14 protein-coding genes are annotated in these 12,630 nt (G+C 67.0%); 13 read left to right on the plus strand and 1 reads right to left on the minus strand.

Features of this window, described 5'->3' with window-relative positions; genetic code table 11:
• The first annotated feature begins 33 nt into the window (after positions 1-33).
• Complete coding sequence (locus tag EHF44_RS03825; protein ID WP_124682523.1) at positions 34-612, plus strand: DJ-1/PfpI family protein; 579 nt, start codon at positions 34-36, stop codon at positions 610-612.
• A gap of 48 nt (positions 613-660) precedes the next feature.
• Positions 661-1,083, plus strand: coding sequence for a ribbon-helix-helix domain-containing protein (locus EHF44_RS03830; RefSeq protein WP_253699959.1), 423 nt, complete (start codon positions 661-663; stop codon positions 1,081-1,083).
• A gap of 12 nt (positions 1,084-1,095) precedes the next feature.
• Here the strand turns inward: EHF44_RS03830 and EHF44_RS03835 are convergent, their stop codons facing one another.
• Positions 1,096-3,075: a monovalent cation:proton antiporter family protein gene (locus EHF44_RS03835; protein WP_124682524.1), complete on the minus strand. Its 1,980-nt coding sequence runs from the start codon at positions 3,073-3,075 to the stop codon at positions 1,096-1,098.
• A gap of 149 nt (positions 3,076-3,224) precedes the next feature.
• Between EHF44_RS03835 and EHF44_RS03840 the strand changes: the two genes are divergently transcribed.
• The 11 genes from EHF44_RS03840 (at position 3,225) to EHF44_RS03890 (ending at position 12,626) form a co-directional block, all read left to right on the plus strand.
• The gene (locus EHF44_RS03840; protein ID WP_124682525.1) at positions 3,225-4,208 is read left to right on the plus strand and encodes a KpsF/GutQ family sugar-phosphate isomerase; all 984 of its coding nucleotides are present in this window, start codon (positions 3,225-3,227) and stop codon (positions 4,206-4,208) included.
• A 3-nt stretch (positions 4,209-4,211) separates the two neighbouring features.
• The gene (lptC, locus tag EHF44_RS03845; RefSeq protein WP_124682526.1) at positions 4,212-4,841 is read left to right on the plus strand and encodes an LPS export ABC transporter periplasmic protein LptC; all 630 of its coding nucleotides are present in this window, start codon (positions 4,212-4,214) and stop codon (positions 4,839-4,841) included.
• A 64-nt stretch (positions 4,842-4,905) separates the two neighbouring features.
• The gene (gene lptA, locus EHF44_RS03850; protein WP_124682527.1) at positions 4,906-5,553 is read left to right on the plus strand and encodes a lipopolysaccharide transport periplasmic protein LptA; all 648 of its coding nucleotides are present in this window, start codon (positions 4,906-4,908) and stop codon (positions 5,551-5,553) included.
• Positions 5,554-5,574: 21 nt separating this feature from the next.
• Positions 5,575-6,375 (plus strand): LPS export ABC transporter ATP-binding protein, encoded by an 801-nt coding sequence (gene lptB / locus EHF44_RS03855; RefSeq protein ID WP_124682528.1) that lies wholly within the window; start codon positions 5,575-5,577, stop codon positions 6,373-6,375.
• A gap of 144 nt (positions 6,376-6,519) precedes the next feature.
• Positions 6,520-8,001, plus strand: a complete 1,482-nt coding sequence (locus tag EHF44_RS03860; RefSeq protein ID WP_124682529.1) for an RNA polymerase factor sigma-54 — start codon at positions 6,520-6,522, stop codon at positions 7,999-8,001.
• Between the two features lie 50 nt (positions 8,002-8,051).
• Entirely contained in the window at positions 8,052-8,405 is a 354-nt protein-coding gene (gene hpf / locus EHF44_RS03865; protein ID WP_019449655.1) for a ribosome hibernation-promoting factor, HPF/YfiA family, read from the plus strand.
• Between the two features lie 475 nt (positions 8,406-8,880).
• On the plus strand, positions 8,881-9,336 hold the full coding sequence (ptsN, locus tag EHF44_RS03870; protein ID WP_066739687.1) for a PTS IIA-like nitrogen regulatory protein PtsN: 456 nt from the start codon (positions 8,881-8,883) through the stop codon (positions 9,334-9,336).
• 67 nt (positions 9,337-9,403) lie between these two features.
• Complete coding sequence (gene hprK / locus EHF44_RS03875; protein WP_124682530.1) at positions 9,404-10,375, plus strand: HPr(Ser) kinase/phosphatase; 972 nt, start codon at positions 9,404-9,406, stop codon at positions 10,373-10,375.
• A 188-nt stretch (positions 10,376-10,563) separates the two neighbouring features.
• Positions 10,564-10,899, plus strand: a complete 336-nt coding sequence (locus EHF44_RS03880; RefSeq protein WP_124682531.1) for a PsiF family protein — start codon at positions 10,564-10,566, stop codon at positions 10,897-10,899.
• A 126-nt stretch (positions 10,900-11,025) separates the two neighbouring features.
• On the plus strand, positions 11,026-11,916 hold the full coding sequence (gene rapZ / locus EHF44_RS03885) for an RNase adapter RapZ (RefSeq protein WP_124682532.1): 891 nt from the start codon (positions 11,026-11,028) through the stop codon (positions 11,914-11,916).
• 56 nt (positions 11,917-11,972) lie between these two features.
• Positions 11,973-12,626, plus strand: a complete 654-nt coding sequence (locus EHF44_RS03890; RefSeq protein ID WP_124682533.1) for an LON peptidase substrate-binding domain-containing protein — start codon at positions 11,973-11,975, stop codon at positions 12,624-12,626.
• Positions 12,627-12,630 lie beyond the last annotated feature (4 nt).

Raw genomic sequence — 12,630 nt, forward strand, 5'->3', positions numbered from 1 at the left:
CGGCCGCAACCCGTAACCATACAGGAGACAGCTATGGCAAAGAAGATTCTGATGCTGGTGGGCGACTTCGCCGAGGACTACGAGACCATGGTGCCGTTCCAGGCACTCCAGATGGTGGGCCACACGGTCCACGCGGTCTGCCCGGACAAGAAGGCCGGCGACCACTGCGCCACGGCCATCCACGACTTCGAGGGCGACCAGACCTACAGCGAAAAACGCGGCCACAACTTCACGCTCAATGCCACGTTTGCCGATGTCCAGCCGGCCAGCTACGACGCGCTGGTGATCCCGGGCGGCCGGGCGCCCGAGTATCTGCGCCTGAACGACCGCGTGATCGAGATCGTGCGCCATTTCGCCCAGGCCAACAAGCCGATCGCGGCGGTTTGCCACGGCGCCCAGTTGCTGGCCGCCGCCGACGTGCTCGAAGGCCGCACCTGCTCGGCCTATCCGGCCTGCGCCCCGGAAGTGCGGCTGGCCGGCGGCACCTATGCCGACATCCCGGTCGACCAGGCCCACACCGACGGCAACCTGGTGACGGCGCCCGCCTGGCCGGCGCATCCCGCGTGGCTGGCGCAGTTTCTTGCCGTGCTGGGAACGCGGATCGTAGAGTAGAGGCTTCCGAACGCGGCCGGTCCGGCCGCTGCGCACGGGAGTGGCCGCATGTGTGAAATCTTTGTCCGGGCCAATCCGGACTCGTACCAGACCCAGTCCCGCTCGCTGCGCCTGCACGGCGTGGCTACCAGCATCCGGCTGGAAACGCTGTTCTGGGAGGTGCTGGAGGAACTGGCCCGGCGCGACGCGATGAGCGTCAACCAGTTGCTGGCGCGCCTGCACGACGAACTGGCCGAATATCGCGGCGAGGCGTCGCTGTCTGCCAACTTCGCGTCCTTTCTGCGCGTGTGCTGCATGCGCTACCTGCTACTGCAGAACGAGGGACGCATTCCGGCCGATCCTCATGTGCCGATCCGGTCGCTCGACGCCCGCGCGGTGCTCGACAGCCTGCCGGCATCCTGGGTCGACAACGGCGGCACCCGCCGCTCCACCCCCGCAACCGCCGAGGCCCGGCGCACGGGCTCGGCCTGAGCCCGCCCACGCCTACTGCTGCGACAGCCGGACTTCGGCAGACTCCAGCGCCTCGGGCGTGCCGCGCAGCACGATGATGTCGCCCGGTTCCAGCACGGTCTCGGGCTGCGGATCGAACGCGCGGATACCGCGCCGGCGCACCGCCGTCACCTCCACGCCAATCCGCTCCAGCCCCAGCGCGCCCAGCCTGCGGCCCACCGCCGTGTGCTCGGGGCCCAGCGACACCGAATGCAGCCGCACGGTATCGCGCTCGACCATGTCTTCCTCGTCGTCGCGCCCGTGGAAGTAGCCGCGCAGCAGGCTGTAGCGCGCGTCGCGGGCCTGCTGGACGCCGCGCACCACGCGGCGCATCGGCACGCCCAGCAGCACCAGCGCGTGGGACGCCAGCATCAGGCTGCCCTCGATGATCTCGGGCACCACCTCGGTGGCGCCGGCCTTCTGCAGGGTGTCCAGCTCCGAATCGTCCACGGTCCGGACGATCACCGGCATGGCGGGCTCCAGTTCCTGCACGTGATGGAGCACTTTCACGGCCGACGGCGTGTTGGCGTAGGTCACCACGACCAGCGCCGCCCGGTGGATACCGGCCGCGATCAGCGATTCGCGCCGGCCGGCGTCGCCATAGACCACGGTATCGCCAGCGGCGGCGGCCTCGCGTACGCGGTCCGGGTCCAGGTCCAGCGCCACGTAGTTGATGCCCTCCCGCTCCAGCATGTGCGCCAGGTTCTGGCCGCTGCGGCCGTAGCCGCAGATGATCGCGTGCTTCTCGGTCTGCAGGCTCTGGGCGGCAATGCGCGTCATGTTCAGCGACTGCATCAGCCATTCGTTGGCGGCAAAGCGCAGCACGATGGCGTCGCTGTACTGGATCAGGAACGGCGCGGCCAGCATCGACAGCAGCATCGACGCCAGGATCACCTGGATCAGCACCGGGTCCACCAGCCCCATGCCGTCGATCTGGTTCAGCAGCACGAACCCGAACTCGCCGGCCTGCGCCAGCCCCAGGCCCGTGCGGATGGCCACCCCCTGGCGCGAGCCGAACAGCCGCGCCAGCCCGGTGATCAGCACCAGCTTGAACACGATGGGGATGACCAGCAGGCCCAGCACCAGCCAGACGTGGTCGAACACCACGCGCACGTTCAGCAGCATGCCGATGGTGACGAAGAACAGGCCCAGCAGCACGTCGCGGAACGGCTTGATGTCTTCTTCCACCTGATGGCGGTAAGGCGTCTCGGAGATCAGCATGCCGGCCATGAACGCGCCCAGCGCCATCGACAGGCCCAGCCGCTCGGTCAGCGCCGCCATGCCCAGCGTCACCAGCAGCAGGTTCAGCATGAACAGTTCCTGCGACCGGCGCGCCGCCACGATGTGGAACCAGCGGCTCATCAGGCGCTGCCCCACGAAGAAGATCAGGCTCAGCGCCACGACGATCTTGACCGTGGCCAGGCCCAGCGCGGCGGCCAGGTCGCCCGGATCGCGCGACAGGGCCGGGATGATGATCAGCAGCGGCACCACGGCCAGATCCTGGAACAGCAGCACGCTGATGATGTTGCGGCCGTGCTCGCTTTCCAGCTCCATCCGCTCGGACAGCATCTTGACGACGATGGCCGTCGACGACATGGCCAGCGCCCCGCCCAGCGCCACCGACGCCTGCCAGGACAGCGGGAACAGCCAACTGAACAGCCAGCTCGCGGGCACCACCGCCAGCATCGACAGCGCCACCTGCGACCCGCCCAGCCCGAACACCAGCCGCTTCATCGCCCGCAGCTTGCTCAGGCTGAACTCCAGGCCGATCGAGAACATCAGGAAGACCACGCCGAATTCGGCCAGGTACTTGGTCTGGCCGGTGTCGCTGGCCAGGCCCAGCGCGTGCGGGCCGATCAGGATGCCCACCGCCAGGTAGCCCAGCATGGGCGGCAGTTGCAGCATGCGGAACGCCACCACGCCGAAGACGGCGGCGGCCAGCAGCACGAGGGTCAGTTCCAGCGGAGAATGCATTCGGCAGGCTTTGGAAACACCGGCCGGGCACGCGCCTGAGCCGGCATCGGCACCCCGCCGGCAAGAGACGGCAAGCGCGGCGGTCGTCATGGCGGCCGGGCGGATCGCCGGGCCAGACGCCATCGCATTCGTTGGTATACTCCAGCGCCATGATAGCCAATTTCGATGCGGATCGAGCACTCGCGCTCGCTCGCCACACCCTCCAGATCGAGGCCGACGCCGTTTCGGCGCTGGCCGGCCGGCTGACGCCCGCGTTCACCAAGGCGGTCGAGATGATTCTCGGCTGCACCGGGCGCGTGGTGGTCTCCGGCATCGGCAAGTCCGGCCACATCGGCCGCAAGGTGGCCGCCACGCTGGCCTCCACCGGCACGCCGTCGTTCTTCGTCCACCCGGCCGAGGCCAGCCACGGCGACCTGGGCATGATCACGCGCGACGACGTGCTGATCGCGTTCTCGAACTCGGGCGAGACTGCCGAACTGCTGTCGATCGTGCCGATCGTCAAGCGCATCGGCGCCGGCTTGATCTCGATCACCGGCAATGCCGGGTCGAACCTGGCCAAGCTGTCGGACGCCCACCTGGACGGTGCCGTCGCGCAGGAAGCCTGCCCGCTGAACCTGGCCCCCACGGCCAGCACCACGGCCGCGCTGGCCCTGGGCGACGCGCTGGCGGTGGCCGTGCTCGACGCCCGCGGCTTTGGCGAGGAGGATTTCGCCCGCTCCCATCCCGGCGGCGCGCTGGGCCGCAAGCTGCTGACCCACGTGCGCGACGTCATGCGCACCGGCAACGCGGTGCCCGAGGTGCGCGAAAGCACGCCGCTGGCCCAGGCGCTAATGGAAATCACGCGCAAGGGCATGGCCATGACGGCCGTGGTGGACCCCGATGGCCGCGCCATCGGCGTGTTCACCGACGGCGACCTGCGCCGCCTGCTGGAAACCCCGCGCGACTGGAAGACCGTGCCGATCGGGGACGTCATGCACCATAACCCGCGCACGGTGAACCAGGACCAGTTGGCCGTGGAAGCCGTGCAGATCATGGAAACGAACCGCATCAACCAGCTACTGGTCGTCGATGGCGACGGCCGCCTGGTGGGCGCGCTCCATATCCATGACCTGACGCGCGCCAAGGTCATCTGAACGATGCCGGACTTCCTGTCCAGACTCACCGGAATGGTCATGCGGCTGCTGCCGCTGCTGCTGATGGCCATCGTCGCCGGCAGCACGTTCTGGCTCGTGCAGCTCAACTCCCCGCGCGAGGACGCCGAGCAGTCGCGCGCCAAGCGCCACGAGCCCGACTACTGGATGGAGCGCTTCTCGGCCACCGAGCTGGCCGAGGACGGATCCACCAAGCTGCGCTTCACCGGCGTCAGGATGATCCATTTCGAGGACGACCAGACCTACGAGGTGACCACGCCGGCCATGCGCTCGTACGAGGCCGACCGGCCGCCCGTGACGGCCAATTCCGACCGCGGCGTGATGAACGCCGAGGGGTCGGTGATCGACCTGTACGGCAACGCCTTCGTCATCCGGCAGGCCGGCGCCGATCCGTCGAAGGACCCGCGCATGACCGCCGCCTCGCAATACTTCCAGTTGCTGGTCAACGACGACATCGTCAAGACCGACAAGGCCGTGGAGCTGACGCGCGGCCCGTCGGTCATGACCGCCAACGGCATGATCTTCAACAACGTCACCCGCGAAGTACAATTGCTGGGCAACGTACGCGGCACGATCATCATGAACCCGCCGCAGGGGCAGACCAGGACCCAGTGACGCCGGCAGCCGCCCACGCGGCGGCGCGCCCTGGTCGCCGTCTTCATCTCATCATTCGCCAAACATGACCGCATCCCTGACGACATCGTCCTGTCGCCGCCTCGCGCCCGCCCTGCTGGGCGCCCTTGCCGCCATCGGCCTGACGCTGGCCGCGCCGGCCTTTGCCGAACGCGCGGACCAGGGCAAGCCGCTGGTGCTGGAGGCCGACAACGCCAGCTACGATGACGTCAAGCAGATCTACACGCTCACCGGCAACGTGGTGCTGACCAAGGGCACGATGGTGCTGAAGTCGGACGCCGCCGAGCTGCGCACCGACCCCGAGGGCTACCAGTACGCCATCGCCACCGCCAAGCCGGGCCGCCAGGCGTACATCCGCCAGAAGCGCGACGGCGTGGACGAGTACATCGACGGCTGGGGCGACCGCATCGAATACGACGGCAAGTCGGAGGTCAACAAGCTGATCGGCCATGCCCGCGCGGCGCGCGTGTCCGGCGCGGGCGCGAAGATCATCGACGAGATCCGCGGCGCGGTCATCACCTACGACAGCCGCAACGAGTACTACACGGCCACGGGCGGCGACAACAACACGACCGCCGGCAACCCGTCGGGCCGCGTGCGCGCGGTGCTGTCGCCGCGCACCGATGCCAGCGCGCCCGCCGCGGCCGGCCCGCAGCTCGACCTGCGGCCGTCGGCCACGCCCGCCAAGCCCTAACGATTGACCAGCCAGTCCCTGATGAACGATACCGCCACGCTCGCCGCCGCCGCCCCGTCCTCCGCATCGGCCGTCCGCACCGACAGCAGCACGCTGGTCGTGCGCCACCTGAAGAAGCGCTACGGCACGCGCACCGTGGTCAAGGACGTGTCGCTCGACGTGAAGAGCGGCGAGGTGGTGGGCCTGCTCGGCCCCAACGGCGCGGGCAAGACCACGTCGTTCTACATGATCGTGGGGCTGGTGGCGCTGGACGAAGGCGACATCGTGTTGGACGACGTGCACATCAGCGGCCTGGCGATCCACGAACGCGCCCGCATGGGGCTGTCGTACCTGCCGCAGGAAGCGTCGGTGTTCCGCAAGCTCAACGTCGAGGAAAACATCCGTGCGGTGCTGGAGCTGCAGGTCGACAACGGCAAGCCGCTGTCCAAGGCCGAGATCGAGCGCCGGCTCGATTCGCTGCTCGACGACCTGCAGATTGCCCACCTGCGCAACAACCCGGCGCTGTCGCTGTCCGGCGGCGAGCGGCGGCGCGTGGAAATCGCCCGGGCGCTGGCGTCGTCGCCGCGCTTCATCCTGCTGGACGAGCCGTTCGCCGGTGTGGACCCGATTGCCGTGGGCGAGATCCAGCGCATCGTCAGCTTCCTGAAGGCGCGCAACATCGGCGTGCTGATCACCGACCACAACGTGCGCGAGACGCTGGGCATCTGCGACCACGCGTACATCATCAGCGAAGGCACCGTGCTGGCGGCCGGCCAGCCCGAGGAAATCATCGCCAACGAGTCGGTCCGGCGCGTCTACCTGGGCGAGAATTTCCGCATGTAAAGCGCGGCCCCGCGCCGCCCGCAGGTCATTTTTACCGCACCTGCACACGGCTTTTCCAAAGCCGTTTCCGATCAGCGAAGCCGAAACGATAGGTTCTAGCAAATTCCGTTCCAACAACGGAAAGATGCGCATAGAATAGGTCGCATGAAACCTTCGCTTCAGCTCCGACTCTCCCAGCATCTGGCCCTGACGCCGCAACTGCAGCAATCGATTCGGTTGCTGCAGCTTTCCACGCTCGAACTCCAGCAGGAGGTGGAACAGGCCCTCACGGAAAACCCGCTGCTCGAACGCGAGAACGACTGGATCGAAAGCCCGCTGCGGGTGGCCGCGGACGGGTCCGTCAACCTGCAGAGCGCCCCGGCGCCGGCCCCCGCCGAGCCCCAGGCCAACGGCGACGACCGCACCGATCGCGCCGCTGGCAGCGAGGACGAGGGTTTTGGCGATTCGGGCAGCGAGGACTACGGCAACGACTGGAGCCTGGACGACTTCGCGCGCCGCCCGCAGGGCGACGAGGACGAGAAGACGCCGATGCAGTTGCGCGACGCCGATCCCACGCTGCGCGAATACCTGATGGAGCAATTGACGCCCCTCAAGATCTCGGCGCGCGACAAGGGCCTGGCCATCTTCCTGATCGAATCGCTGGACGACGACGGCTACCTGAGTGCGTCACTCGAGGAAATCTGCAGCGAACTTCCTGAAGAACTCGAGTTCGAACACGATGAAGTGCACGCGATGCTGACACTGCTGCAGAGCTTCGACCCGCCTGGCGTGGGCGCCCGCAATGCCGCGGAATGCCTGAGCCTGCAACTGAAGCGGCTGCAGCATCCGCAGCGCGAGCTGGCCCTGACCATCGTCAACCAGCACCTGGAACTGCTGGCCGTGCGCGACTACACGCGGCTCAAGAAAGCGCTCCAGGTGGACGAAATAGCATTGAAGGCCGCGCACGAGCTGATCCGTTCGCTGGCGCCGTACCCGGGACATGCGTACAGTCGTCCCGAAGCGGATTTCGTGGTGCCGGACGTGTTCGTGCGCAAGAGCGGCAGCGGCTGGATCGCCCAGTTGAACCCCGACGTGATGCCGCGGCTGCGGATCAACGACATGTACGCGCAGATCCTGCGCGGTGCGAAGGGCGAGGCCGGGGCGGCCGGGCTGCAGCAGAAGCTGCAGGAGGCGCGGTGGCTCATCAAGAACATCCAGCAGCGATTCGACACGATCCTGCGGGTGGCGCAGGCAATTGTGGAGCGTCAGAAGAACTTTTTTTCGCACGGCGAAATAGCGATGCGACCCTTGGTTTTGCGGGAAATAGCCGATACACTCGGTTTACATGAGTCGACCATTTCCCGGGTGACGACGAACAAATACATGGCCACGCCGATGGGTACTTTCGAGTTGAAGTACTTCTTTGGCAGCCACGTCTCCACCGAGACGGGCGGCGCGGCCTCATCCACGGCGATCCGCGCGCTGATCAAGCAACTGATAGGAGCCGAAGACCCCAGGAATCCTCTTTCCGACAGCCGCATCGCCGAATTGCTGGGCGAACAGGGCTTTGTGGTCGCACGCCGCACGGTGGCCAAATACCGCGAAGCGCTGAAGATCCCCGCAGTGAATCTCCGCAAGTCTTTGTAGCCGAGCCGCAACCGCCTGCCTGGTGCGGCTCTTTCAGAAGGAGAAGCGCTATGAACTTCAAGATCAGTGGACACCACCTCGACATCACGCCGCCGCTGCGTGAGTATGTGGAAACGAAACTGGAGCGAATTGTCAGGCATTTCGATCAGGTCATTGGCGTGAGCGTGCTGCTATCGGTCGACAACCACAAGGAAAAGGACAGGCGTCAGTACGCGGAAATCAATCTGCATCTCAAGGGCAAGGACATCTTCGTCGAAGCGCACCATGAAGACCTGTACGCCGCGATCGACTGTCTGGTCGACAAGCTCGACCGTCAGGTGATCCGCTACAAGGACCGGGTGCAGGGACATGACCGCGAGGCGGTCAAGTACCAGATGGCCGCCGCCCAGCTGCAGCAACAATAGGCTGGCAAACCCGACTGCCCCTTGAGGCGGACGCGAGCGTCCCCGAGAGGACTGATAGGAAGAGAGCAAAGCCGCGCATCTGCGCGGCTTTTTTGATGTCCCGGCCGCGCGCGCCGCGTTACCTTGGCGCCACGTCTGGCGCGCCCCGGCAGCCGGGGTGTTCGCATCCGGCGCCGCTCGGTGTATGCTGCGCCATACAAGAACGACAGGCAGAACGGTCCCCGTGTACCGCACCGCATGCCGCATGGCGATCAGCCGGCGGCGCGGCGGGCAGCCGGGTGGGCTAACCGGCCGGTTCGTCGACGGCAACGACCGCGACGCCGGCGCTGCAGTGCACAAGCGCGCTGTGGCCCTGCTCTATAATGGCCGGACGCTCCAATGCGGGCGTCCATAGCACTCGAATCCTGAATTGCCCCATTCCGGCGGGACGGCGACGACACGCCGCTTCGCCACCCTGACTTCTCGTGCATCGCCCATGAATCGTTTGGCCAAATTGCTGCCACCCGGCAACATCCATCTCGACGTCACCGTCACCAGCAAGAAGCGGGTCTTCGAGCAAGCCGGGCTCCTGTTCGAGAACAACCATGGCGTTGCCCGGGCCACCGTGACGGACAACCTTTTCGCGCGCGAGTCGCTGGGCTCCACCGGCCTGGGCGCCGGCGTGGCCATTCCGCACGGCCGCATCAAGGGGCTCAAGCAGCCGCTGGCCGGCTTCATGCGCCTGGCCGAGCCGATTCCGTTCGAATCGCCCGACGGCAAGCCCGTGTCGCTGCTGATCTTCCTGCTGGTGCCCGAACAGGCCACCCAGCAGCATCTGGAAATCCTTTCGGAAATCGCGCAGTTGCTCTCGGACCGCGAAATGCGCGAGGGCCTGGCCACGCTGCCCACGCCCGAGGCGGTGCACCAGTTGCTGACCGAATGGCATCCGTGACGACCCGCAGGCCGGCCCGGCGCGCCGCCTGAAGCCACACCCGCCCCCAAGTAGAAAGTCATCCCGCATGGAACTCACCGGCGTCACCTCGCAGTCGATCTTCGACGACAACGCAGCCGACATCAAACTGTCGTGGGTCGCCGGTCTCGAAGGGGCCGACCGTGCCTTCGACGTCGAATTCGCCCGCGAAGCCACCTCGGCCGCCGACCTGGTCGGCCACCTGAACCTGATCCACCCGAACCGCATCCAGGTGCTGGGCAAGCCGGAGATCCAGTATTACCAGCGCCTGGACGACGAGCCGCGCAAGCGCCAGATGGGCGAGCTGATCCTGCTGGAGCCGCCGTTCCTGGTCGTGGCCGACGGCATGGAGCCCCCGCCTGACCTGGAACTGCGCTGCACGCGCTCGTCCACGCCGCTGTTCACCACGCCGGTGTCCTCGGCGGCCGTGATCGACCACCTGCGCCTCTACCTGTCCCGCATCTCCGCGCCGCGCGTGACCATGCACGGCGTGTTCCTGGACATCCTGGGCATGGGCGTGCTGATCATGGGCGAATCGGGCCTGGGCAAGAGCGAACTGGGCCTGGAGCTGATCTCGCGCGGCCACGGCCTGGTGGCCGACGACGCCGTGGACTTCGTGCGCCTGGGCCCCGATTTCATCGAAGGCCGCTGCCCGCCGCTGCTGCAGAACCTGCTGGAAGTGCGCGGCCTGGGCCTGCTCGACATCAAGACGATCTTCGGCGAGACGGCCGTGCGCCGGAAGATGAAGCTCAAGCTCGTGGTGCAACTGGTGCGCCGCAACGACGGCGAGTTCGAACGCCTGCCGCTCGATTCCCAGTACCTTGACGTGCTGGGGCTGCCGATCCACATGGTCAAGATCCAGGTGGCGGCCGGCCGCAACCTGGCCGTGCTGGTCGAAGCGGCCGTGCGCAACACGATCCTGCGCCTGCGCGGCATCGACACGCTGCGCGACTTCATGGACCGCCAGCGCGCCGCCATGCAGGCCGACGTGGTTTCCCGCAGCCAGGGCCGGCTGCTCTGACCGACCCAACTCGCCCGCCCGGACGCCCGCTGCCCAGCGGGCGTTTTCATTTGCTTACAAGCCCCGCGCGGCCGGCGTCAACGCGCTGTGGACGGTCATCGTTTTGTGCTGTAATGGGCATCGAGCCCATTTCCGCCAGCCAGACCCCCGGCGCGCGGCCACGATGTGTTTCCACAGAGGAGAGAAGCATGAAGAAGCTGATCGCGATGTGTGTGCTGGTGACCCCGCTGTTCGCCACGGGCGCGTTTGCCCAGAGCGCGTCGGCGCCGGCGGCCGAGAAGTCCGGCAAGACGGCCCAGCAGGAAAAGATGGCCGCCTGCGCCAAGGCCAACAAGGGCAAGAAAGGCGACGAGTACAAGAAGGCCCAGAGCGAATGCCTGTCCGGCAACGGCCCGGCCGCCGCGGCCGAGCCCAAGACGCAGCAGGACAAGATGTCGGCCTGCAGCAAGCAGAACAAGGGCAAGAAGGGCGACGAGTACAAGAAGGCGATGAGCGACTGCCTGTCGGCCAAGCCGGCGGCCTGAGCCCCGTTCCGCCGCCCCGCATCCGGCGGTTTTCCCGCGAGCATGGCGAATCTCCCGTGATTCGCCATGTTCGCGTCAGCCGGCTGTCATGACGCAGCCACCATGCGGTGCTATCCTTGCGTCGCTATGCGGATCATTCTCATTACCGGAATTTCCGGCTCCGGCAAGTCTGTCGCCCTGAACGTCCTGGAAGATGCAGGCTACTACTGCGTCGACAACCTGCCCGCCCAGTTCATCCCCGATCTCACCGCCTACCTGGCCGACCAGGGCTACACGCACCTGGGCGTGGCCACCGACATTCGCAGCCGCGAGTCGCTGGCGCGGTTGCCGGACACGGTGCGCGAGCTGTCGGCGCATCACCAGGTCCAGGTGCTGTTCCTGACGGCGAATACCGACGCGCTGGTGCAGCGCTATTCGGAAACGCGCCGCCGCCACCCGCTGTCGACGCGGCTGGAATCGGGCAGCGGCGCCGAGGCGGAGGCCGCGGCCAGCACGTCGCTGATCGAGGCCATCGAGATGGAGCGCGAGCTGCTGAGCCCGCTGGCCGAATCGGCACACCGCATCGACACCAGCAACGTGCGCACCAACACGCTGCGTAGCTGGGTCAAGGAACTGATCCGCGTGGACAGCACCAGCGGCCAGTCGCTGACGCTGCTGTTCGAATCGTTCGGCTTCAAGCACGGCGTGCCCAGCGATGCCGACCTGGTGTTCGACGTCCGCTCGCTGCCCAACCCCTACTACGACCTGGCGCTGCGCCCGCTCACCGGCCGCGACGCCCCGGTGGTCGACTTCCTGCAGAGCCAGCCGATGGTGCTGGCGATGGCGGAAGATATCCGCGCCTACGTGGAGAAGTGGCTCCCGAGTTTCATTGCCGACAACCGCAGCTACCTGACCGTGGCCATCGGCTGCACCGGCGGCCAGCACCGCTCGGTCTTCATCGCCGAACGGCTCGCCAACTATTTCCGGGCCCATGGTAATGTGCTGGTCAGACACCGCGAGTTGGCCCCGGCCGGCTGACATGCGGGCTTGAAGGGCGGCCGTCACGGCCCGCCCGCCACTGGAGCGGCCAACGCATGTCGACTCTTCCCTCCGGCACCGCACCCACCGGCACCGTCCTTGACGCGCTGCCGCTGTTCCCGCTGAACACGGTCCTGTTTCCCGACGGCCGCCTGCCCCTGCGCATCTTCGAACAACGCTATGTCGACATGGTGCGCCAGTGCATGCGCGAGGACGCGCCGTTCGGCGTCTGCCTGCTGGCCAGCGGCGACGAGGTGGCGCGGCCCGGCGTGGATGCCGTGCCCGAGGAAATCGGCTGTCTGGCGCAGATCGTCGACTGCAACATGGAGCAGCTTGGCGTGCTGCTGATCGAAACGCGCGGGCGGCAGCGCTTTCGCGTGCTGTCCCATGCCACGCGCGACGACGGCCTGATCGTCGCCCAGGCCGAAGTCCTGCCCGACGACATCATCGACTGCAAGCTGGAGCTGCTGAGCGAGTGCCTGGACGCGCTGCGCCGCATCGTCGCCTCGCTGCACAGCGAGCAGCCCGACAAGTCCAAGCTGCCCTTTGCCGAGCCCTATCTCTGGGACGACCCGAGCTGGGTGGCCAATCGCCTGTGCGAACTGCTGCCCGTGCCGCTCAAGGCCAAGCAGATGCTGATGGCGCTGCCCGACGCCGGCATGCGCATCGAGATCGTGCACCGCTACATGCGGCAGCACCACATCGTCTGATCCG

Source organism: Cupriavidus pauculus (assembly GCF_003854935.1).
Taxonomy (GTDB): Bacteria; Pseudomonadota; Gammaproteobacteria; order Burkholderiales; family Burkholderiaceae; genus Cupriavidus; species Cupriavidus pauculus_C.

Excerpts from the sequence above, each read along its gene's own strand:
- EHF44_RS03825 (WP_124682523.1), top strand. The coding sequence starts at position 34 with ATGGCAAAGAAGATTCTGATGCTGGTGGGCGACTTCGCCGAGGACTAC.
- EHF44_RS03830 (WP_253699959.1), top strand. The coding sequence starts at position 661 with ATGTGTGAAATCTTTGTCCGGGCCAATCCGGACTCGTACCAGACCCAG.
- EHF44_RS03835 (WP_124682524.1), bottom strand. The coding sequence starts at position 3,075 with ATGCATTCTCCGCTGGAACTGACCCTCGTGCTGCTGGCCGCCGCCGTC.
- EHF44_RS03840 (WP_124682525.1), top strand. The coding sequence starts at position 3,225 with ATGATAGCCAATTTCGATGCGGATCGAGCACTCGCGCTCGCTCGCCAC.
- lptC (WP_124682526.1), top strand. The coding sequence starts at position 4,212 with ATGCCGGACTTCCTGTCCAGACTCACCGGAATGGTCATGCGGCTGCTG.
- lptA (WP_124682527.1), top strand. The coding sequence starts at position 4,906 with ATGACCGCATCCCTGACGACATCGTCCTGTCGCCGCCTCGCGCCCGCC.
- lptB (WP_124682528.1), top strand. The coding sequence starts at position 5,575 with ATGAACGATACCGCCACGCTCGCCGCCGCCGCCCCGTCCTCCGCATCG.
- EHF44_RS03860 (WP_124682529.1), top strand. The coding sequence starts at position 6,520 with ATGAAACCTTCGCTTCAGCTCCGACTCTCCCAGCATCTGGCCCTGACG.
- hpf (WP_019449655.1), top strand. The coding sequence starts at position 8,052 with ATGAACTTCAAGATCAGTGGACACCACCTCGACATCACGCCGCCGCTG.
- ptsN (WP_066739687.1), top strand. The coding sequence starts at position 8,881 with ATGAATCGTTTGGCCAAATTGCTGCCACCCGGCAACATCCATCTCGAC.
- hprK (WP_124682530.1), top strand. The coding sequence starts at position 9,404 with ATGGAACTCACCGGCGTCACCTCGCAGTCGATCTTCGACGACAACGCA.
- EHF44_RS03880 (WP_124682531.1), top strand. The coding sequence starts at position 10,564 with ATGAAGAAGCTGATCGCGATGTGTGTGCTGGTGACCCCGCTGTTCGCC.
- rapZ (WP_124682532.1), top strand. The coding sequence starts at position 11,026 with ATGCGGATCATTCTCATTACCGGAATTTCCGGCTCCGGCAAGTCTGTC.
- EHF44_RS03890 (WP_124682533.1), top strand. The coding sequence starts at position 11,973 with ATGTCGACTCTTCCCTCCGGCACCGCACCCACCGGCACCGTCCTTGAC.